This window comes from Curtobacterium sp. Curtsp22 (genome assembly GCF_059492135.1).
Window position 1 is genome coordinate 595883 of record NZ_CP168519.1, and the last position, 20580, is coordinate 616462.

Annotated in this window: 23 protein-coding genes; 11 read left to right on the forward strand and 12 right to left on the reverse strand. The window is 72.1% G+C overall.

Annotated elements, in window-relative coordinates; genetic code table 11:
* Positions 1–4 precede the first annotated feature (4 nt).
* Genes dhaK through dhaM form a run of 3 tightly spaced genes read left to right on the forward strand, consistent with a single transcriptional unit; the run spans position 5 to position 2409 of the window.
* On the forward strand, positions 5–1006 hold the full coding sequence (dhaK, locus tag ACEN8D_RS02895; RefSeq protein ID WP_413461406.1) for a dihydroxyacetone kinase subunit DhaK: 1002 nt from the start codon (positions 5–7) through the stop codon (positions 1004–1006).
* 57 nt (positions 1007–1063) lie between these two features.
* Positions 1064–1690 carry a dihydroxyacetone kinase subunit DhaL gene (gene dhaL, locus ACEN8D_RS02900; protein ID WP_309779580.1) on the forward strand — a complete coding sequence of 209 codons (627 nt, stop codon included), beginning with the start codon at positions 1064–1066 and terminating at the stop codon, positions 1688–1690.
* The gene (gene dhaM, locus ACEN8D_RS02905; RefSeq protein WP_413461407.1) at positions 1687–2409 is read left to right on the forward strand and encodes a dihydroxyacetone kinase phosphoryl donor subunit DhaM; all 723 of its coding nucleotides are present in this window, start codon (positions 1687–1689) and stop codon (positions 2407–2409) included. Before dhaL ends, dhaM begins: the two co-directional genes overlap by 4 nt.
* Positions 2410–2429: 20 nt before the next feature.
* On the opposite strand, the gene ACEN8D_RS02910 is transcribed toward dhaM, so the two are convergent.
* Positions 2430–3023 (reverse strand): TetR/AcrR family transcriptional regulator, encoded by a 594-nt coding sequence (locus ACEN8D_RS02910; protein WP_309886902.1) that lies wholly within the window; start codon positions 3021–3023, stop codon positions 2430–2432.
* Positions 3024–3079: 56 nt separating this feature from the next.
* Here ACEN8D_RS02910 and ACEN8D_RS02915 point away from each other — a divergent pair, with 56 nt between their 5' ends.
* Entirely contained in the window at positions 3080–4300 is a 1221-nt protein-coding gene (locus tag ACEN8D_RS02915; RefSeq protein WP_309779585.1) for a beta-ketoacyl-[acyl-carrier-protein] synthase family protein, read from the forward strand.
* On the opposite strand, the gene ACEN8D_RS02920 is transcribed toward ACEN8D_RS02915, so the two are convergent.
* On the reverse strand, positions 4287–4799 hold the full coding sequence (locus ACEN8D_RS02920) for a GNAT family N-acetyltransferase (RefSeq protein WP_413399500.1): 513 nt from the start codon (positions 4797–4799) through the stop codon (positions 4287–4289). The two genes, ACEN8D_RS02915 and ACEN8D_RS02920, sit on opposite strands and share 14 nt — an antisense overlap.
* A 194-nt stretch (positions 4800–4993) precedes the next feature.
* Between ACEN8D_RS02920 and ACEN8D_RS02925 the strand changes: the two genes are divergently transcribed.
* A complete protein-coding gene (locus tag ACEN8D_RS02925) occupies positions 4994–5512 on the forward strand; it encodes a P-loop nucleotide/nucleoside kinase family protein (protein WP_413399499.1) in 519 nt (172 codons plus the stop codon).
* Here the strand turns inward: ACEN8D_RS02925 and ACEN8D_RS02930 are convergent, their stop codons facing one another.
* Complete coding sequence (locus tag ACEN8D_RS02930) at positions 5513–6346, reverse strand: helix-turn-helix transcriptional regulator (RefSeq protein WP_309779589.1); 834 nt, start codon at positions 6344–6346, stop codon at positions 5513–5515.
* 102 nt (positions 6347–6448) lie between these two features.
* Here ACEN8D_RS02930 and ACEN8D_RS02935 point away from each other — a divergent pair, with 102 nt between their 5' ends.
* The gene (locus tag ACEN8D_RS02935; protein ID WP_413461408.1) at positions 6449–7129 is read left to right on the forward strand and encodes an SDR family NAD(P)-dependent oxidoreductase; all 681 of its coding nucleotides are present in this window, start codon (positions 6449–6451) and stop codon (positions 7127–7129) included.
* Positions 7130–7340: 211 nt separating this feature from the next.
* On the opposite strand, the gene ACEN8D_RS02940 is transcribed toward ACEN8D_RS02935, so the two are convergent.
* The gene (locus ACEN8D_RS02940) at positions 7341–7781 is read right to left on the reverse strand and encodes a GNAT family N-acetyltransferase (protein WP_413399055.1); all 441 of its coding nucleotides are present in this window, start codon (positions 7779–7781) and stop codon (positions 7341–7343) included.
* Positions 7782–7858: 77 nt separating this feature from the next.
* Between ACEN8D_RS02940 and ACEN8D_RS02945 the strand changes: the two genes are divergently transcribed.
* Positions 7859–8890, forward strand: a complete 1032-nt coding sequence (locus tag ACEN8D_RS02945; protein ID WP_413399054.1) for an alcohol dehydrogenase catalytic domain-containing protein — start codon at positions 7859–7861, stop codon at positions 8888–8890.
* A gap of 16 nt (positions 8891–8906) precedes the next feature.
* Here the strand turns inward: ACEN8D_RS02945 and ACEN8D_RS02950 are convergent, their stop codons facing one another.
* On the reverse strand, positions 8907–9500 hold the full coding sequence (locus ACEN8D_RS02950) for a dihydrofolate reductase family protein (RefSeq protein ID WP_413399053.1): 594 nt from the start codon (positions 9498–9500) through the stop codon (positions 8907–8909).
* A 355-nt stretch (positions 9501–9855) separates the two neighbouring features.
* Between ACEN8D_RS02950 and alr the strand changes: the two genes are divergently transcribed.
* Together alr and ACEN8D_RS02960 are read left to right on the forward strand one after the other, a co-directional pair.
* Positions 9856–10986 (forward strand): alanine racemase, encoded by a 1131-nt coding sequence (gene alr / locus ACEN8D_RS02955; RefSeq protein ID WP_413399052.1) that lies wholly within the window; start codon positions 9856–9858, stop codon positions 10984–10986.
* Entirely contained in the window at positions 10979–11965 is a 987-nt protein-coding gene (locus ACEN8D_RS02960; RefSeq protein WP_413399051.1) for a D-alanine--D-alanine ligase family protein, read from the forward strand. The genes alr and ACEN8D_RS02960 overlap by 8 nt, the downstream gene beginning before the upstream one ends.
* Before the next feature lie 24 nt (positions 11966–11989).
* Here ACEN8D_RS02960 and ACEN8D_RS02965 read toward each other — a convergent pair whose 3' ends face one another.
* The 5 genes from ACEN8D_RS02965 to ACEN8D_RS02985 form a co-directional block, all read right to left on the reverse strand.
* Positions 11990–12151, reverse strand: coding sequence for a hypothetical protein (locus tag ACEN8D_RS02965; protein ID WP_156794908.1), 162 nt, complete (start codon positions 12149–12151; stop codon positions 11990–11992).
* Between the two features lie 261 nt (positions 12152–12412).
* Positions 12413–12748 (reverse strand): hypothetical protein, encoded by a 336-nt coding sequence (locus ACEN8D_RS02970; protein ID WP_413399371.1) that lies wholly within the window; start codon positions 12746–12748, stop codon positions 12413–12415.
* 108 nt (positions 12749–12856) lie between these two features.
* The gene (locus tag ACEN8D_RS02975) at positions 12857–15223 is read right to left on the reverse strand and encodes an ATP-binding cassette domain-containing protein (RefSeq protein ID WP_413399370.1); all 2367 of its coding nucleotides are present in this window, start codon (positions 15221–15223) and stop codon (positions 12857–12859) included.
* A gap of 66 nt (positions 15224–15289) precedes the next feature.
* The gene (locus ACEN8D_RS02980; protein ID WP_413399369.1) at positions 15290–15745 is read right to left on the reverse strand and encodes an NUDIX hydrolase; all 456 of its coding nucleotides are present in this window, start codon (positions 15743–15745) and stop codon (positions 15290–15292) included.
* Between the two features lie 10 nt (positions 15746–15755).
* Positions 15756–16517 (reverse strand): SDR family oxidoreductase, encoded by a 762-nt coding sequence (locus ACEN8D_RS02985; protein ID WP_413399368.1) that lies wholly within the window; start codon positions 16515–16517, stop codon positions 15756–15758.
* A gap of 153 nt (positions 16518–16670) precedes the next feature.
* On the opposite strand from ACEN8D_RS02985, the gene ACEN8D_RS02990 reads away from it, so the two are divergent.
* Together ACEN8D_RS02990 and ACEN8D_RS02995 are read left to right on the forward strand one after the other, a co-directional pair.
* Positions 16671–17144, forward strand: a complete 474-nt coding sequence (locus ACEN8D_RS02990) for an NfeD family protein (protein ID WP_254789583.1) — start codon at positions 16671–16673, stop codon at positions 17142–17144.
* Positions 17141–18370, forward strand: a complete 1230-nt coding sequence (locus ACEN8D_RS02995; RefSeq protein WP_070419006.1) for an SPFH domain-containing protein — start codon at positions 17141–17143, stop codon at positions 18368–18370. Before ACEN8D_RS02990 ends, ACEN8D_RS02995 begins: the two co-directional genes overlap by 4 nt.
* 63 nt (positions 18371–18433) lie before the next feature.
* Here ACEN8D_RS02995 and ACEN8D_RS03000 read toward each other — a convergent pair whose 3' ends face one another.
* Both ACEN8D_RS03000 and lnt read right to left on the reverse strand, forming a co-directional pair.
* Positions 18434–18784 carry an RNA polymerase-binding protein RbpA gene (locus ACEN8D_RS03000; protein ID WP_111116451.1) on the reverse strand — a complete coding sequence of 117 codons (351 nt, stop codon included), beginning with the start codon at positions 18782–18784 and terminating at the stop codon, positions 18434–18436.
* Positions 18785–18894: 110 nt separating this feature from the next.
* Complete coding sequence (gene lnt / locus ACEN8D_RS03005; RefSeq protein WP_495601145.1) at positions 18895–20571, reverse strand: apolipoprotein N-acyltransferase; 1677 nt, start codon at positions 20569–20571, stop codon at positions 18895–18897.
* Positions 20572–20580 lie beyond the last annotated feature (9 nt).

Genomic DNA, 20580 nt, shown 5'->3' on the forward strand with positions numbered 1-20580 from the left:
CAGCATGAAGAAGCTCATCAACGATCCGCAGGCCGTGGTCGACGAGACCGTGCGCGGGTTCGCCCGTGCCCACGCCGGCCACGTCGTGCTGGTCGAGGACCCGATCCACATCCACCGCGCGGACGCCCCGCTGTCCGGCAAGGTCGGGATCGTCAGCGGCGGGGGCAGTGGACACGAGCCGCTGCACGCCGGGTTCGTCGGCTACGGCATGCTCGACGCCGCGGTGCCGGGGCCGGTCTTCACGAGTCCCACGCCGGACCCGATCGTCGCCGCGACGAAGGCCGTCGACGGGGGAGCGGGGGTGCTCCACATCGTCAAGAACTACACCGGCGACGTCCTCAACTTCGAGACCGCCGCCGAGCTCGCCGGCATGGACGACGTCCGGGTCGAGTCCGTCGTGGTGGACGACGACGTCGCCGTGCAGGACTCGCTCTACACGGCCGGCCGACGCGGCGTCGCCGGCACCGTCGTCGTCGAGAAGTGCGCGGGCGCCGCAGCCGAGCGGGGGGACGACCTCGACGCCGTCGCCGCGGTCGCCCGGCACGTGAACGACGTCACGCGCTCGATGGGGCTCGCGCTCGCCTCCGGCACCGTCCCGCACGCCGGCGAGCCGTCGTTCACCCTCGCCGACGACGAGGTCGAGCTCGGCATCGGCATCCACGGCGAGCCCGGCCGCGAGCGCATCCCGATGGCCCCGGCCGACGAGCTCGTGGACCGCGTGCTCGAACCGATCCTCACCGACCTCGCCGCTCCCGCCGGGTCGAAGCTGCTGCTCCTCGTGAACGGCATGGGCGGCACGCCCCTCTCCGAGCTCTACATCGCCTACCGACGCGCCGCCGAGGTCCTCACCGACCGCGGGTTCGACGTCACGCGTAGCCTGGTCGGCGACTACGTGACATCCCTCGAGATGCAGGGGTTCTCGCTCACCGTCACGGTGCTCGACGACGAACTCACCGCCCTCTGGGACGCACCGGTGGAGACCCCGGCACTGCGCTGGGGACGCTGAACCCACCGCACCACGACCCGGCCCGTGAACGGAGCCGGACGCAGGAAGGAACACGAATTGGCGCTCGACACCGCATGGGCCATCGACTGGGTCCGACGCACCGCCGCGACGATCGACGAGCACCGGGCCGAGCTCGTCACGCTCGACCGGGAGATCGGCGACGGCGACCACGGTGAGAACCTCGACCGCGGCTTCCGTGCCGTGCTCGAGGCCGTGGACGCCGGTTCGTTCGACACCCCCGGAGCCGTGCTCAAGGTGGTCGCGACGAAGCTCATCTCGACGGTCGGCGGTGCCGCGGGTCCGCTGTTCGGGACCGCGTACCTCAAGGCCGCACAGGCCGCCGGGGACGCCGCGGAGCTCGACGCCGACACGCTCGTCCAGGTGCTGACCGCTGCCCGTGACGGCATCGTGTCCCGGGGCAAGGCGGCCGTCGGCGACAAGACCATGGTCGACGCCTGGTCGCCCGCGGTCGACGCCGCCGATGCCGCGGCCGCCGCCGGGGACAGCCCGGAGCAGGTGCTGGCCGCCGCAGCCGACGCGGCCGTCACCGGCGCGGAGTCGACCGACCCGCTGGTCGCCCACAAGGGCCGCGCGAGCTACCTCGGCGAACGTGCCGTCGGGCACCGCGACCCGGGCGCGCAGTCCACCGTGTACATCCTCCGCGCGGCCGTGGACGCCGCGTGACCGTCGGGATCCTGATCGTCTCGCACAGTGCGGCGATCGCGACCGGCACCGTCGAGCTCGCCCGGCAGATGGCGGCGGACGTCCCGCTCGTGGCCGCCGGCGGCACCGACGACGGCGGCATCGGCACCTCGTTCGAGGCCATCACGGCCGGCATCGAGGAACTCGCCGACACCGAGGCGGTGGTCGTCCTGTGCGACCTCGGCTCCGCCTACCTGACCACCGACACGGCGCTCGACTTCCTCGACGACGACGTCCGGGCGCGCGTGCACGTCTCGCAGGCCCCGCTGGTCGAGGGCGCGGTCGCCGCCGCAGTTGCGGCACAGACCGGTGGCGACGTCGACGCGGTCCTGGCCGCTGCCGCGTCTGCCGCGGGCTCCGAGGCGGACGCGAGTCGCGCCTCCAGTCCGTCCGGCGACGGCCCAGGAGGCGCGGCGCCGGTCTCCGGGACCGGCTCCGTCGACGACGTGGCCGCGTCCGAGACGGTGGAACTCGTCAACGAGAGCGGCCTGCACGCTCGGCCCGCCGCGGAGTTCGTGAAGACGGCTGCCAAGTTCGACGCCGAGGTCCGAGTCAACGGGGTGGACGCGAAGAGCCTGCTCGCGATCATGGCGCTCGCACTGCCCAGGGGGGCGACGGTGACCATCGAGGGGACCGGAGCCGACGCGCAGGACGCGGTCGACGCGCTCGTGGCGCTCGTGCGGTCCGGCTTCGGCGAGTAGGGCGCTGCGCCTCCTGCGGGTCAGGTGATCGAGACGGTGCCGGCGAGGTCGAGGTCGGACGGTCCGCCGGTGACCCCGGCGTCGGCGAGCAGCGTGGCGCCGAACACCGCGCTCCAGAACGTCCGCGCGTCGCGTCCGACGCCGCTCCGGCTCGTCCACCCGTGTTCGGTGACGACCCGCTCGAGGTAGCGCTCCGACTGCCGGAACAGCACCTGCAGGAGCAGCCGCACTCGCTCGCGTTGCGCGGCGTCGTCGCCCGCGCTCGCGAGGGCCCGCACGACGAGCGGCGTCGACGGCATCGCGAGGGCGGTGCGGGCGAGGACCTGCCGGAACGCCTCGGCGCTCGTGGCGCGACGCCCGGCTGCCTGCAACCGGGTCGTGTCGCGCAGGAACAGCGCGAACGCGGCGTCGAGCACCAGTCGGTCCTTCGATCCGTAGTGGTGCGTGATCTGGTTCGGGTACACGCCCGCGGCCCGCGCGATCTCGCTCACGGTCACCGTCCGGTGCTCGGTCGGTCCGCCGGTGCCGCTCAGCAGTCCGGCGGTCGCGGCGAGGATCCGCGCCCGGGTCGCTGCCCCGCGCGGGGTGCCCGGGGCGTCGCTCGTGGTTGCCATGCCGGAATTGTACGTGGTACAACTCAACTTGTTCAACGTACAAGAAGGAGTCTCCCGTGCACATCTCCATCACCGGCTACGGAGCGGTGTCGCCGTTCGGCCACGGCGTCGACACGCTCTGGGACGCCCTGGTCGCCGGCCGCTCCGGCGTGCACGACCTCGACCGGACCGGCACGCACTGGGACCAGGTCCCGATCCGGGTCGGCGCCGCCGCCGCACTCGACGCGGACGGAGCACTCGGGCGGGTCCGGGCGAACCGGCTCGACCGCAGCCAGCAGCTCGCGCTCGTCGCGGCCGAGGAGGCCTGGGCGGACGCCGGCGCCCCGACGGTCGAGGGGGACCGGCTCGCCGTCGTCGTCGGCACCGGGATCGGGGGAGTGGAGACACTCCTCGACGCCCACGACGTGCTCGGCACCGCTGGCGCCCGTCGCGTGTCGCCCCGCACCGTCCCGATGCTCATGGCGAACGCCGCCGCGGCGCAGATCAGCATCGCGTTCGGTGCACGGGCCGGGGCGTACACCACCGTGTCCGCCTGCGCCTCCGGGGCCGAGGCGATCGCGACGGCCGCGCGGTTGATCGTCACGGGGGAGGCCGACGTCGTCATCGCCGGTGGGACCGAAGCCGCCGTGACGCCGGTGACCATGGCGTCCTTCGCGCAGTCGCAGGCCCTCGCGAAGCCCGGCGACGACGACCCGACGACGCTCTCCCGCCCCTTCGACGCATCCCGCCGCGGGTTCGTGCTCGGCGAGGGTGCCGGGTTCGTCGTGCTCGAGCGGGCCGACCACGCCGCTGCCCGCACCCAGCGCTCGCACGGCACCCTCGCCGGCTGGGGCATCACCTCGGACGCGTTCCACATCACCGCACCCCTGGCGGACGGGTCCGAGCAGGAGCGGGCGATGACCGCGGCGATCCGGATGGCCGGGTTGACGGGCGACGACATCGACCACGTCAACGCGCACGCGACCAGCACGCCCGTCGGGGACGTCGGCGAGGCCGCTGCGATCGCTCGCGCGGTCGGCACCGGGGCCGTGGTGACCGCGCCGAAGGGAGCCATCGGGCACATGTTCGGGGCAGCCGGGGCCGTCGAGTCGATCCTGGCCGTGCGGGCGATCGAGACCGGGCTCGTGCCGGCGACGTTGAACCTGGAGCGCCTCGACCCGGCGGTCGAGCTGGACGTGGTCGCCGGGGCCGCGCGGGAGGTGCCGATCCGGACGGCGCTGAACAACTCGTTCGGCTTCGGTGGGCAGAACGCGTCGCTGGTGTTCACCGCGGCGTGACCGGGCGCCCGGACGGCAGGGCGCGGGCGTAGTCGACAGTGGGGTACGGCGTGAAGCCGAGCGACTCGTAGAGCGCTCGCGCCGGGGCGTGGAAGGCGTCCCCGCCCGTGCCGATGTGCACCACCTCGACCCCGCGTTCGCCGAGTTCACCGAGTTCACCGAGGACGGTCGTGCACAGTGCCCGTGCGACTCCTCGTCGTCGGGCACGCGGGTGGACGGCGACCATCTCCAGCCGGCCGGACGCGCCGTTCGTGACGTGCCACCCGACGTACCCGAGCGGCCCGTCGTCGTCCTCCGCCAGCGTGATGAACCGGTCTTCGGCAGGGTCGAGCAGCGCGGGCACCTCGTGCCGGTAGTCGTCCTCCCAGTGCGCGTGGTCGTGTGCCGTGACCTCCGGGCGCAGTCGGACCAGGTCGCCGGCGAGGAGCGGGCGGAACGTCTCGATCGTCAGCTCGGTGAGCGCGGGCAGATCGTCGGGCGTGCAGGCGCGGATGTGCATGGTGTGCCTCTTCTCTGAGCAGTCTGAAGGCGCCACACCGTGCTCGGTGTGGCGGTACGTGACGGCGAGGCCGTCTCCTTCAGTGGCGGGTGCGCCAGCTCGCGAAGCAGTCCATGGCGGCCACGCTACCCACCGTTCCCGCCGCAGCGCCGCACGGGCCTGGGTAGCGTCGACCGGGACGGAAGGACGGCACGATGCGACCACTGATCCTCTCGGGTGGCCCGGCGGTCGGGAAGACGACCTGCGGTCGTGCCCTCGCTGCCGCGGAACCGCGCGGCGCGTACATCGACGGTGACGACGTCCGCCAGCTCGTCATCGCCGGGGATGCGACGCTCTGGTCGGGACCGGAGGGCCGTGCCCAGCACGCACTCGCCGCCCGCAACGTGAGTGCTCTGGCCCGGAACCTGCTCGCTGCGGGCTTCGCCGTCACCACGTCGGACGTCCTCACCGCGGAGACGCTCGCCGTGTACCGCGCCGAACTCCCGGAGTGCTTCGTCGTGCACTTGGCGATCAGCCTCGAGGAGGCCCGAGCGCGAGCCGCCACCAGACCGGTGTCCATCACCGACGACGAGTTCGAACTGCTCCACCGGATGACCGCGGTCCCGCAGGCGGTGGACCTCGTCCTCGACGTCACCGACATGACCGAGGTCGAGCAGGTCGCGGCGCTCCGCGATGCGTGGGCGACCGCGGACGGCCGTTCGCCGAGCCGGTGATCAGCTCGGGGTGAGTTGCTGCAGGCCGGTGACGCGCAGGAGGTCGAGCTTCGCGGCGTCCTCGGTGCCGGGGACCGCCGTGTAGACGACGATGCGGAGGTCCCCGCCCGGCACGCTCAGGACGTCGCAGTCGATCTCGATCGGGCCGACGGGGGAGTGCACGCGCTTGCGGCTCGCCCGGTGCTCGGCGACGCGTCCGGTGTCCCAGCGGCGCTCGAACTCGGGGGACTCGCGACGGAGGCGTGCCACGAGCTCGGCGAGGTCCCGGTCGGCGGGGTACCGTCCGACGGCGGCGCGGAGGTCGGCGGCGAGGTCGCTGGAGAACTCCTCCTGGTGCTCGTCGTCCCACTCGACCTCGTCGTGGCCGTGCATGAAGTGTCGCCACACGAGGTTCCGGTCGATGCCGGTGTACCGCGAGGGGTCACCGGTGAGCGCTGCCCAGAGGTCGTTCCACAGGACGATGTCGTGCGCGGCGGTGAACACGGCGAGGGGGACGTCGCCGAGGCGGTCGACGATGCGCTGCACGCCCGGGGTGACGTGCCGGGGGACGACCCGGCGCGACGGCGGCGCGGACCCTGCGACGCGGCAGAGGTGGTCGCGTTCCTCCTCGGTGAGACGGAGCGCGGTGGCGAGTGCGCCGAGCAACTGCGGCGACGGGTTCGTCGCGCGTCCCTGCTCGAGGCGGACGACGTAGTCGACGCTCACCCCGGCGAGCGCAGCGAGCTCCTCTCGACGGAGACCAGGCGTCCGTCGACCGGGCCCGGCAGGCAGGCCGACCGCTTCGGGACGGACCCGGTCGCGCCAGGAACGCAGCACACTCGCGAACTCGCTCATGCCCACCATCCTCGACCCGCACCTCCCGGCCTGCCTGGTACTGGTGGTCCCACTGTCGAGCGGTGCCTGGGGGACCCGGCCACGGGGGCGGAGGCTGGGGGCATGACAACGACACTCATCACCGGAGCCAACCGCAGTCTCGGGCTCGAGACCGTCCGTCGCCTCGTCGAGGCCGGGCACACCGTGTACGCCGGCATGCGCGATCCGGCCACGGGGGACGAGGCGCGTGCCCTCGGCGCGCACGTCGTCCAGCTGGACGTCACCGACCAGTCCTCGGTCGAGCGCGCGGTCGCCGGACTGCCCGGACTCGACGTGCTCGTGAACAACGCGGGCATCCTCGGGACGTCGTTCGGGGTCGACGACCTCGACGCCGCTGCGATCGGAGCCGTGCTCGACACGAACGTGACCGGCGTCGTGCGCGTGACGCAGGCGGCGCTGCCGCTGCTGCGGGAGTCGGCGAACCCGGTCATCGTGAACGTGGCCTCGGGTGTGGGCTTCCCGCGGTGGCTGACGACCCCCGGGCGGGACGAGTACCCGGTGCCCGCGGTGCCGTACGCCGCGTCGAAGGCGGCACTCATCGCCCTCACCGTGCAGTACGCGAAGAACCTGCCCGGGTTCCGGGTGAACGCGAGCGACCCCGGGTACACGGCGACGGAGTTCAACGGGTTCGGCGGGCACCAGACCGTGACCGAGGGGACGGACGCCACGGTGGCGCTGGCGACGATCGGCGCGGACGGCCCCACGGGGGAGTTCCACGACCGCGACGGGCGCATCGCGTACTGAGGGCGGCCGGCGGGGCTGGGCGCGCGGGGCGGGACACGCGGGGCGGCCCGCGGCCGCTTCGTGAGCAGAAGATGTCGGGTCGGCCGGATGGACCCGACACCTTCTGCTCCCCGAGTGCGTCCGCCACCGCGGGCGCGACGGCCTGGAGGCACGGCTCGCGTCCGACGGGCGAGCTCGCTCGGTCCCGTGGCCGGGTCGCAGCGCGCCCGGTTCAGCCGTGCACGTCGGCGCCGAACCCCGGCCCTGGACGCATCATCCAACCCGCGGCATCGGGGAGCGGGCGGAAGCCGAACCGCTCGTACAGCCCGTGGGCGTCCGCGGTGAAGAGTGCGAACCGCTTCAGGCCGAGCGGCTCGATGGCCTCGATGACTCCCTGCACGAGCGCGACGCCGACACCGCCGCCTCGCGCCGCCGGGTCGACGAAGACGTCGGCGAGCCAGCCGAACGTCACGCCGTCGGTGATCACACGGGCGTACCCGAGCTGCTGACCGCTGGTGTCGTCGTAGACGCCGAAGTTCCGGGAGCCGGCGATGATCGCGTCCTGCGTGGCACGGTCACGGCCCCGGGCCCAGTAGGACTCCTCGCTCAGCCAGCGGTGCACACGGGGGACGTCGATGTCGGCGGGGTCGGCGGAGAAGCGCAGTCCAGTCATGTTGCCAGTGAACCGGCGGTGCCATCCGGTGCGCAACGCCGGCGCTCACGCGGGGCGCCGTCTGTCAGGATGGCCGGATGCGCGCAGTCCAGTACGACGAGTTCGGTTCCGTCCCCGCGGTCGTCGAGGTCCCGGACCCGGTCGCCCCGATCGACGGGGTGGTCGTCCGGGTCGCCGCGACCGGGGTCTGCCGGAGCGACTGGCACGCGTGGAAGGGGCACGACGACTCGGTGCACCTGCCGCACATCCCCGGGCACGAGTTCGCCGGCGTGGTGTCGTCCGCCGGCCCCGACGTCCGCGGGTTCGCCGTGGGGGACCGGGTCACCGCACCGTTCGTCTTCGCGTGCGGCGAGTGCGAGCAGTGCCTGGACGGTGCGACGCAGGTGTGCACGCAGCAGCAGCAGCCCGGCTTCACACTGCCCGGTTCGTACGTCGAGGCCGTGGTGGTCCCGCACGCGGACGTCAACCTCGTCGCGCTGCCGGACGCCGTCGGGTTCGCCGAGGCCGCCGGACTCGGATGCCGCTTCGGGACCGCGTACCACGCACTCCACGCCAGGGGACGGGTGGCCGCCGGTGAGTGGGTGGCCGTCTTCGGCTGCGGGGGAGTCGGACTGTCGACCGTCATCGTCGCGGTCGCCGCCGGAGCGAACGTCGTCGCGGTGGACGTCTCGCCCGCCGCGCTCGCGCGTGCGGAAGCCCTCGGTGCGGTCGTGGTCCCGATGGACGACTCGGTCGGGGAGGCCGTCCGGACCGTCACGGGCGGCGGAGCCCACGTGTCCGTGGACGCCTTCGGCAGCCGCGCCACGTCGGTCGCCGCGGTCGCCGCACTCCGGCCTCGGGGTCGGCACGTCCAGGTCGGGCTGCTGCTCGACGACGAGGCCGTGCCGGCGATCCCGATGGGCCGCGTCATCGGCGACGAGCTCGAGCTGCTCGGCAGTCACGGGATCTCGGTGGGGGAGTACGCGGCGATGCTCGACGACGTCGTCGCCGGACGCCTCCGCCCGTCGGAGTCGATCGGTCGGACGATCGGGTTCGACGAGCTTCCCGAGGCGATCCTCGCGATGGACCGGCCGGCGACTTCCGCGGGCATGACGGTCGCGGTGTTCTGAGCGCCGGCGACTGCCTTCAGCGCTTCGGTCGGTACACGTCCGCCTTCGCGCCGCCGTCGAACACCGTCGAACTGATCAGCGTCAGGTCGAGTTCGTCCTGCAGCCCCGAGAAGATCCCCTCGCCCGCCCCGAGGACCACCGGCAGGACCACCAGGCGGTACTCGTCGACGAGGCCCGCGGCCACGAGGCTCCGGCAGAAGTCCGTCCCGCCCTGTGCGAGGACGTCGGCGCCGTCCTCGGCCCGCAGCCGGTCGACCTCCGCCACGAGGTCGCCGTTCGCCACCCGGGCACCGGTCCAGGTCGCCGCCGCGGGGGAGTCGGCCCCACCCGTGTCGACCGTGGCAGGATCGAACGCACGCTGGCGGGTGAAGACGACCTTCGGGACGGTGTTCATCGCTCCGGCGACGGTCGTCGTCGCGTTCGCCCAGAAGCCGGCGATGGACTCGAACGTCCGACGACCGAACGCGTGCACACCGGCGCCGGACACGGTGTCGAGCACCCATGCGGCCGAGTCCGGACTCGCGGCGCGGAACATCCAGTCGGACTCCGCACGTGCACCTGCGACGAAACCGTCGAGGGACATCGACATCTTGAGGACGAGCTTCCGCACCGGACACCGCCGCTTCCGAGCACCGCTCGGTGCTCATGACGGCGATGCTAGAGGGGAGTGGCGTCGACCACCAGAGTGCGGCCGCAGCGCGGCCCGATTGATCTGAGTTGACATAATATGCATTATCGGCGCGCAGCGAGTGGGGCCAGGAGGCTCGGATCACCGCAGCTGGTCTGCTCACGCCAGCCGCACCTCCCGTCTCTCCTGCAGCAGCGACGGCCGTCATCCGCGCGGCATCGACCGCTTGGGTCGCGCGGCGCGCGACGTCATCCCCACGACCGATGACTTCCTCCGTGGTGTCGGTGACCATCGATATCATGCATATCAGTTCGGTAGCGATCTCCAGGAGGCAGGCATGACACCGTCGCGCCCACAGCTCGTCGTCCACGACGACGCCGTCCGCGCGAACACCGCCGTGTTCGCCGACCGGACGGACGGCGGCGTCATGGCCGTCCTCAAGGCCGACGGGTTCGGCCACGGGGCGATCGCCCGGTCAGTCCTCGCCGCCGGGGCGACGTCGATCGGCGTGACCACCATCGACGAAGCGATCGCCGTCCGGGCAACCGTGACGGACGCGCCGGTGCTCAGCTGGCTCAATCCGGTCGACGCGGACTTCGACGGTGCGCTGCTCGCCGACGTCGACATCGCCGTCCCGAGCGCCGAACTGCTCAGTGCCGTCAGCCGCGCAGCAGTGCGGACCGGACGCCGTGCCCGGGTCCACCTGCACGTCGACGTCGGGATGGCCCGCGACGGTGCCGATCCCGGCTCGTGGTCGTCGCTGTGCACCGCCGCACGCGGGCTCGAGCGGCTCGGCACGGTCCGGGTCGTCGGGGTGATGGGCCACATGTCCTGCGCCGACCAGCCCGACGACCCGCAGAACACGCGCGAACGACTGTTGTTCGACAACGCGGTCCGCACCGCCCGGCGTCGCGGACTGTCCGGCTTCGTCACGCACCTCGCCGCCACGGCAGCGACCGTCACCGGGGTCGGCGGCCGCCACGGTCTGCACCGCATCGGCGCGGGGCTCTTCGGGATCGACCCCTCCCGGACCTCGACGGACCTGCAGCCGACGCTCTCCCTGACGGCTCCGGTCGTCGGTTCCCGGGTGATCGGCCCCGGAGCCGGCGTCGGCTACGGCCTCGACCACGTCGTCGACCGTCGGACCACCCTGGCGCTGCTCCCCCTGGGCTACGGCGACGGACTCCCCCGTGCGGCGTCCGAGCGGGCCGAGGTCCAGGTGCGCGGACGCCGCCGACCGCTCGTCGGCCGGTTCTCGATGGACATGGTCGTCGTGGACACCGGCGACGACCGGCTGGAGCTCGGCGAGACCGTCACGTTCTTCGGGCGCGGCCTCCACGGCGAGCCGACCGTCCACGACTGGGCAGGCTGGGCGGACACCATCGAGCACGAGATCGTCACCCGGATCGGCACGCGCGCCGCCCGGGTCCACCGCACCGTCACCACCCCGGAGGCCACCGTTGCCTGATCGCCACGACTCCCACACCCCTGCGGCCCGGACCCGGATCGCGGTCATCGGTGGCGGCGCGAACGACGAGCACGAGGTCTCGCTCGCATCCGCGGCCGCGGTCACGCGAGCCGTCCGGGCCCTCGGCTTCGACGCGGTCCCCCTGACGGTCGACCGGACGGGCAGCTGGCGGCACACGAACGGTACCGCGCTGTCCCCCGCGGACGCCGTCGCCGTGCTGACGTCGTGCCGCGCGGCGTTCCCGGTGCTCCACGGTGTCCACGGTGAGGACGGCGCGGTCGCCGGCTTCCTCACGATGATCGGCGTACCGGTGGTCGGCTCCCCCGTCCGCGCCGGCGCACTCGGCATGGACAAGTGGGTCACGAAGACCGTGGCCGAAGCCGTCGGCGTCCGCACGGCGCCGGGTGTGCTGATCCGCGCTGGAGACGAGATCGGCCCGGTGCCCCTGCGGCCGCCCTTCGTCGTGAAGCCGACGACCGGTGGGTCGAGCAACGGCGTGACGGTGGTCCGGACGCCCGACGCGTACGCGGCTGCCGTGGCAGATGCCCGGGCTGCAGGCACCGACGTGCTCGCCGAGGCGTTCGTCACCGGGCGCGAGATCGACATCGCCGTGTTCCGCGACGACGCCGGGACGCTCCGCACCGGCGCGACGCTGGAGATCGGCGTCGCCGACGGAGACGTGTTCGGGCGCACCGAGAAGTACGACGGGACCGCACGGTTCACGGTGCCGGCGGCGCTGACTGCCTCCGACGAGGCAGCGATCGACCACGCAGCCCGGATCCTCTACGACACGCTCGGGTGCGCGGGTGTCGCGCGGTTCGACTTCTTCCTCACCGACGACGGCGTCGTGCTGAACGAGGTGAACACCGCGCCGGGGTTCACCGAGCAGTCGCAGGTGCCCCGGATGTTCGCGGCGGTCGGGGTGGACTACGTCGAGCTCGTGCGTGCTCTGCTGCGGGCGGCTGAACGGGCCGCCTGACCGGTGAACCGCGCCGCCGTGCGATCAGGACTGCGGATCGACGCTCGTCGGGACGTCGTCGGCGTCGATCTCGAGCGAGGCGTGTTCGCCGCCCTGCTCCTCGAGGTTCTCCTGGTCCGTGTCCGGCTGCTCCGGCTCCTCGCTGTGGGTGGTCTCCTCGGCAGGGTCAGGCTGGCTGTAGCTCATGTGGCGGAAGCTACGCGGCCCGACCTGGGCGCGCGTCCGGCGGTCCGGAACACGCGTGGTGTGGTCCCGGAGGAACGGTGCGGGCCCGACCCGCGCCTCCCGTCCGCCGTGGCGTCGCGACGTGGGGACGAGGGGTGCGACGCGCGGACGCCGAACGCCAGCGAGGCGGATCGGCATCGCTGCCGACCCGCCTCGCTGGCGGACCGCTGCGCGGCGACTCGGGGCGGTGATCCCCGGTCAGACGTCAGCGGCGATGTGGACTCAGGCCTGGGACAGCACGACCGCGGTGAGGATGTAGCCGACGATGCCGATGACGATCGCGATGGCCGACAGGATGATGCCGCCGAGGACGATCCCCCGACCGGACGCGCGTCGGCGAGCCAGGATGCCGAGGACGAGCCCGATGATGCCGGCGATCACGCCGATGATCGCGAGGAAGATGCCACCGACGACACCGATGATGCCGAGGACGAGGCTCGCGATGGCGAGTCCGCCACCCGTGCCGGCCGGTGCTGCACCGGGCGTGTTCGCTGCGGGGTAGTTCGGTCCACCGGTCTGGTCGGCCATGAGGTCTCCTTCGTCGTGGACGCTCGTCATGCGACCGGGTAGCCGCGGGCGGGGTGGCCCAAGCATGAGCGTCAGTCAGGACGGTAGACCGTTCGGCCAGCTGGTGTTCAGGTACTCCGCCCGGACCTGTCCCCCGCCTCAGGCTCCGACGTATGCCGCCAGGTGCTCCCCCGTGATCGTCGACCGAGCCGCGACGAGCTCGGCCGGCGTGCCCTCGAAAACGATGCGGCCGCCGTCGTGGCCGGCGCCGGGCCCGAGGTCGATGAGCCAGTCGGCATGTGCCATCACGGCCTGGTGGTGCTCGATCACGACGACCGTCCGCCCGGCCTCGACCATGCCGTCCAGCAGCCCGAGCAGCTGTTGGACGTCCGCCAGGTGCAGCCCGGTCGTCGGCTCGTCGAGCACGATCACCCCGCCGGGGTCGCCGAGGTGCGTCGCGAGCTTGAGGCGCTGCCGCTCGCCGCCGGACAGCGTCGTCAGCGGCTGGCCGATCGTCAGGTACCCGAGTCCGACGTCGACGAGCCGGGCGAGGATCGCGTGCGCCGCGGGGATCCTCGACTCCCCCGTCGCGAAGAACGCCGCAGCGTCGGCCACGGGCATCGCGAGGACCTCGCTGATGTCCTTCCCCCCGAGCCGGTACTCGAGCACCGACTGGTCGAATCGCTTCCCGCCGCACTCGGCGCACGGGGTCGCGATGCCGGCCATCATGCCGAGGTCCGTGTAGATGACCCCCGCGCCGTTGCAGGCCGGGCACGCACCCTCGGAGTTGGCGCTGAACAGGGCGGGCTTCACACCGTTGGCCTTCGCGAAGGCCTTGCGGATCGGCTCGAGCAGCCCCGTGTACGTCGCCGGGTTGCTCCGCCGGGAGCCGCGGATCGCGCCCTGGTCGATCGCGACGACACCGTCACGCGGTGACAGCGATCCGTGGATGAGCGTGCTCTTGCCGGAGCCGGCGACACCCGTCACGACCGTGAGCACCCCGGTCGGCACGTCGACGTCCACACCCTGCAGGTTGTGCGCGTCGGCGCCCCGGATCTCGAGGACGCCGGTGCGTTCGCGCACGACGTCCTTCACCGACACCCGGTCGTCGAGGTGCCGACCGGTGACGGTGTCGCTCGTGCGGAGCCCGTCGACCGGCCCCTCGTAGCAGAGCGCCCCGCCGTTCGTCCCCGCACCCGGCCCGAGGTCGACGACGTGGTCCGCGATCGCGATGACCTCGGGCTTGTGCTCGACGACGAGCACCGTGTTGCCCTTGTCGCGAAGTCGGAGCAGGAGCCCGTTCATCCGCTCGATGTCGTGGGGGTGCAACCCGGTGCTCGGTTCGTCGAAGACGTAGGTGACGTCGCTCAAGGACGACCCGAGGTGCTTCACCATCTTGACGCGCTGCCCCTCTCCCCCGGACAGGGTCCCCGTGGGACGGTCGAGCGAGAGGTACCCGAGGCCGATCTCGACGAAGAAGTCGACCGCGTCCCGCAGACCGTCGAGCAAGGGCCCGACGGTCGGTTCGTCGATCCCCCGTAGCCAGGCGGCGAGGTCGGTGATCTGCATCGCACAGACGTCCGCGATGCTCTTGCCGGCGATCGTCGACGACCGTGCGACGTCGTTCAGCCGGGTGCCACCGCAGGCCGGGCAGGTGGTGAAGGTGACTGCGCGGTCGACGAAGGCCCGGATGTGGGGCTGCATCGCTTCGCGGTCCTTCTGCAGGAACGAGCGCCGCACGCGCGGGACGAGCCCCTCGTACGTCATGTTGATGCCGGCGATCTTCTGCTTCGTCGGTTCGCGGTACAGGAAGTCCTGGCGTTCGGCGTCCGTGAAGTCACGGATCGGCGTGTCCTTGTCGAAGTACCCGGACTCGGCGAACATCCGGACGTTCCAGCCGTCCGTGCCGTACCCGGGGATCGTGATCGCCCCGTCCGACAGGGACTTCGTGTCGTCGAACAGCTGTGTGAGGTCGATGTCGGTGACCGTGCCGCGGCCTTCGCAGTCGGCGCACATGCCGCCGAGCCGTGAGAACGAGACCTTCTCCGCCTTGGCGTCCTTGCCCTTCTGCACGGTGATGGCACCACCGGCCGTGACCGTGGCGAGGTTGAAGGAGAACGCGTTCGGGCCACCGATGTGGGGCGTCCCGAGGCGGCTGAACAGCACGCGGAGCATGGCGTTGGCATCCGTCACGGTGCCCACCGTCGAGCGGGGATCGGCGCCGATGCGTTCCTGGTCGACGACGATCGCGGTGGTGAGGCCGTCGAGCACGTCGACGTCGGGGCGTGCGAGCGACGGCATGAAGCCCTGCAGGAACGCGCTGTACGTCTCGTTGATCATGCGCTGCGACTCCGCCGCGATGGTCGCGAAGACCAGTGAGCTCTTGCCCGACCCGGACACGCCGGTGAAGACGGTCAGGCGACGCTTCGGGAGCTCGACGTCGACGTCGCGCAGGTTGTTCTCACGTGCACCACGCACCCGGATGCGGTCGTGGGTGTCAGCGGCGTGCTCGGCACTCGGTTCCATGCCCACAGGGTAGCGGTGACGTGTGACGTTCCACAGGACGGTTCCGCACCGGAACGAGCCGGCGCGTCAGGACGGCGCGTGGGCGCGGACGAGGCCCGGGAGCTCGGCGGGCTCGAAGGGCTCGTCGGTGGCGTCGAGCTCGTCGGCCGTCCACCAGCGGGACCGCAGGATGTCCACGCGCTCGTCGTCGGTCCACTCGGCGTCCGACAGCGTGAAGCCGGGCGTCCGGACGACGTAGAACTCCGCGTGGCCGCGGTCGTGGTCGGCCAGGTCCCACTCGACGGTGAAGTCCCACGACCACACCGGCTCCCCCGGGTCCTCGATGACGATGCCGGTCTCCTCGCGCAGCTCGCGGATCGCGGCGTCGCGGTGGTCCTCGCCGGGGTCGACACCGCCGCCGGGCGTGATCCAGCGGTGCGCTCCGTCCGACGACGGGGAGTTGGTGTCCATCAGGAACACCCGACCGTCGGGGTCGAGCAGGATGATCCGGGAGGTGCGGCGCAGGCCGGGCTTCGCAGTCACCCGTCCGACGTTAGCCGACGAAGCCGCTGACGTCGCCGACGAGCTTGGTGTGGTCGGCGGGGATCGGCTCGACCGCGGCCGCGGCGATCTCGGCGGCGAACTCGGAGACGCTGTAGAGCTTGCCGACCTCGGCACGGCGGCCCTCGATCGCGCCCGGGTTGAGGCGGTTGAGGAGCGTGGCGGTGATCGTGCCCTCGATCATGTCGCCGGAGACGACCACGAACTCGATGCCCGCCGCGTCGAGCTGCGGCACGAGTTCGCGGAGGGCGAGCTCGCCGGCCCGCTTGCTCTTGGCGACCGGCACGTACTCGTCCATCGTCTCGGCGGTCTCGACGAAGTGGGCCTGGTGGCTCGTGACGAACACGACGCGCGATCCGGCGGGCATGTGCGGCACGGCGGTCTGCAGCATGTCCACCTGCGCGTCGCGGTTCAGGCGCAGCGCGTAGTCCTCGCCCAGGCCGGATTCCATGCCACCGGAGGCGTTGAGCACGAGCAGGTCGATGCCGCCCCACTCCTGCACGACGGTGTCGACCATCGCCTGGACGGAGTCGTGGTCGGTCAGGTCCGCACCGACGGCGAGTGCCGACCCGCCCGCGGCGACGATCTTCTCGGCGATCTGCTCGGCACGCTTGGCCTTGTTGCGGTAGTTCACGACGACCTTGGCGCCGGCCTCGGCCAGGTACCCGACGGTGTCGGCGCCGATGCCGCGGGACGACCCCGTGACGAGGGCGCGCTTGTCGGCGAGGGATCCGGGGGCGAGGGGGTTGCTCACAGTCGTGTTCTCCAGGTCTGGTTCGGCGGGTCGGCCGCCGACGAGCCTACCAACCACCGCGCGGGCACAGCACGGACTTGATATGTTGAACGGAGTTGGACCGGCCGTCGCGACGCAGCGAGCAGCCGCGCGCGACCGAGGGAGGGAGATCGCGTGAACGGGATCGATTGGATCCAGACCGTCATCTGGATCGGACTGGTGCTCCTGCTGGGCGTGGTCGAGATATTCACGCTCGACTTCATCTTCATCATGCTCGCGGCCGGTGCTGCCGGCGGGCTGGTCGCCGCACTGCTCGGCGCACCGTGGTGGCTGTCGGCCATCATCGCCGCGGGCGTCGCCCTGCTGTTGCTGTCGGTCGTCCGGCCGCGGCTCCTGACGGCACTCGGCCGGAACGCCGACCCGCACCGCACCAACGTCGAGGGACTCATCGGGCTGCCGGGCACGGTCGCCGTCGCCTTCACCGCGTCCGCCCCCGGCCAGGTCCGCCTGGCCAACGGCGAGACCTGGAGCGCCCGCATCTCCGCCGACGCCACAGACCGAACACCGCCGCTCGGGACCCCCGTGGTCGTCGAGTCCATCGAGGGGTCGACGGCTGTCGTCCGCCTCGGAGAAAGGGCCACCTCGTGACCATCTCAGCCGGGACGATCGCACTGCTCGTCCTCATCCTCGTCGTCGTCATCTTCGTGATCGTCGTCCTGTCCCGCGCGATCCGCATCGTGCCGCAGGCGACCGCGGGGATCGTCGAACGCCTCGGGAAGTACCACAAGACCCTCAACCCCGGGTTGAACCTGCTGGTGCCGTTCATCGACCGACTCCGGCCGCTGCTCGACATGCGCGAGCAGGTCGTGTCCTTCCCGCCGCAGCCCGTCATCACCGAGGACAATCTGGTGGTCTCGATCGACACGGTCGTCTACTTCCAGGTCACCGACGCCCGCGCCGCCACCTACGAGATCGCCAACTACCTCGGCGCGGTCGAGCAGCTCACGACCACCACGCTCCGCAACGTCGTCGGTGGCCTCAACCTCGAAGAGGCCCTGACCAGCCGCGACAACATCAACGGCCAGCTCCGCGTCGTGCTCGACGAGGCGACCGGCAAGTGGGGTATCCGCGTCGGCCGCGTCGAGCTCAAGGCGATCGAGCCGCCCGTGTCGATCCAGGACGCCATGGAGCAGCAGCTGCGTGCCGAGCGCAGCCGTCGTGCCGCCATCCTGCAGGCCGAGGGGACGAAGCAGTCCCAGATCCTCGAGGCCGAGGGGCAGCGGCAGGCCGCCATCCTCGCGGCCGAGGGTGACGCGAAGGCCCAGGTCCTCCGTGCCGAGGGTGAAGCGCAGGCGATCGCCACGGTGTTCGACGCCATCCACACCGGCGACCCGGACGACAAGCTCCTGTCGTACCAGTACCTGCAGACCCTGCCGAAGATCGCCGAGGGCACCGCGAACAAGCTCTGGATGATCCCGAGCGAGTTCACCGAGGCACTGTCCGGCATCGCGAAGGGCTTCACCGCCGGGCGCACCGGCAGCGGACCGATCGCCGGCGGCGGCGCCGGGGGCGACTTCCTGTCGCGGATCTCCAAACTCGCGAACGAGAGCCTGGCGAACAGCGCGGCCGCCGATGCCGCGGCCGGTTCGGTCCCCCGCCCGGACGCCACGGCTGCGGACATCGTCCCCGAGTCCGAGCTCGACCAGCGTCTCGCCGAGTCGAACAAGAGCGTCGACGCGCACCTCGCGGCGTCGGACGAGGCCGCGGCCGACGAGCTCCGCGACGCAGCGAAGGACGAGCACCACGGGAGCGCGACCGACGCCGGCCCCGACGCCTCCGGGCACCGCACGAGCGACGGCTCCGGCCGCCGCTGACCGCCACCACGACGACGACGCCCGCCCCGGGAGACCGGGGCGGGCGTCGTCGTCGTGTGCGGGTCAGGCGCCGCGTCGTGCGCGCAGGAACTGCAGTCGCTCCTGCAGGAGCTCCTCGAGCTCTTCACGCGAGCGTCGCTCGAGCAGCATGTCCCAGTGGGTCCTGGGGGCCTTGACGTCCTCTGCAGCGACCTCGACTGGGATGCCGTCGTCACCGAGGAGTCGTCCTTCGCGACCGGAGCGGGGCTCCGACCACGTCTGGGGGACGTCTGCATCCGCCGAGAAGACGATGTCGAACGTCTCCCCCGATTCCGTCTGGTAGACCGCACGCTTGCGGTCCGAGAGCTCGACGCCCTCTTCGCTCTGGAGACTCTGACTCCCGAGCCGCATGCCGCGGAGACTCCGATCAGCCATGTGTGTGCTCCTCTCGCTCGTCTGCCCTCCACAACACTGTCCCACGCGCCTGCACTCCCGGACCGGCGCATTCACAGTCCTCTCCCAGTGCGGGGCCGCGGCCGGGGCGGTCAGGCGCGGCGAGCAGTCCCGCGGCGGCCCCAGGGCGCGCAGGCGAGCAGCGTGAGGAGCCCGCCGAGCGAGAGCAGGAGCGCGATCGATCCGGACGCGAGGGTCGCCGGGGTGGTGGTGGTCCCGAGCGGCACGTCCGTGATCATCGAGGTCGCGGTGTACGCCGGCACCCGGTCGATCGTCCGTCCGGTCGGGTCGATGACCTGCGACGCCCCGACGGTGGAGATGTTCACGAGCGACCGACCGGTCTCGATCGCCCGCATCCGAGCGATCTCCAGCTGCTGCAGGTTCTCGTCGGTGCCGTCGAAGTCCGCGTTGTTCGTCTGCGCCAGGATGACCTGTGCTCCCCCGCGCGCCATGTCGGTGGCGAGGCCGTCGTCGACGATGTCGAAGCAGATCGCGATGCCCGCCCGGACGCCGGCGACCGACAGCACGTTCGGCTTCGTCCCCGGGGTGTAGTCGCGCTGCAGCAGCCCGATGAGCGACGGCGCGAGCTTGGAGAAGAACCAGCGGTCCGGGACGTACTCGCCGAAGGGCACCGGGCGCTTCTTGTCGTAGGACGACTGCCAGCCGTCCTTCGTCCACACGAACGAGGTGTTGTGCAGGACCCCCGAGGACGTCTGCGTGATGGCGCCGGCGACGATCGGCGCCCCGACGGAGTCGACGACCTGGTCGAGGGCCGACGCGATCACCGGCTGCTGGCGCGGATCGAACTCGGCGGAGCCCTCGGGCCAGACCACGAGGTCGACCCCCTCCGCCTCGACGTCGGTCGCCGCGACCTGCGCGCTCAGCACCGCGCCCGGCGCCGCCCGGTCGAAGTACCCGGCGGGGCCGTCGCCCTGCACCGACTCGATCCGGATCGTGCCGTCGGTGGCGGTCGGCCACGCGGGCACGGCGAGCACGGCGGCGACGAGCAGTCCCGCCGTCGCGACGCGGACGGGCACCCGTACGACCCGGCCGGGACCGCGGGGCACGACCAGGGCGAGCGACACGACGACCGCGACGCAGTACACGACGACGAACGTCACCCCGAGCACACCCACGTAGGCAGCCAGGTGCGTGAACGGGCCTTGCGACTGCGAGAGACCGACCCGCCCCCACGCGAAGCCGCCGTAGGGCCAGCTCCCCGAGAACCACTCGCGTCCGGTCCAGAGCGCGGCGACGACGGCCGGGAGGCCCCACACACGTCCGGCGGTGGACGGCACGACACGCGCCACCCAGCGGTACGCGAGGGCGATCGCGACGCTGCCGAGGGCGAAGAACGCGGCTTCGAACAGCGCGAGCGCGAACCACGGGACCGGGCCGAGGTAGCGGCCGGCCCACGAGATCGCGGGGATCCAGAAGGCCGCGCCGGAGACGTACCCGAGCCAGGCGGCGCGCCGGGCACGCTGGCCCATCGCGGCGAGCAGCATGCACGCGAGTGCGGGGTAGGCGAGGAACCACCAGCCCGGCGACGGGAAGGCGAGTGCGAACAGCACGCCCCCGATGACGGCGAGCGGGAACGCCTGCGCGAGCGGCAGGGCGGCGAAGTCGGACCGGCGGCCCGCCGGCGGGCGCACGGCAGCACCGCGACCGCCCGCCGCGGACCCACGCCCAGCGGTCGCGTCCTGACCAGAGGCGACGGAGGCAGTGGAGGCGGCGCCCTGCGGGCGCACGTCGGACTCGGGAACCGGCACCGTGCCTCC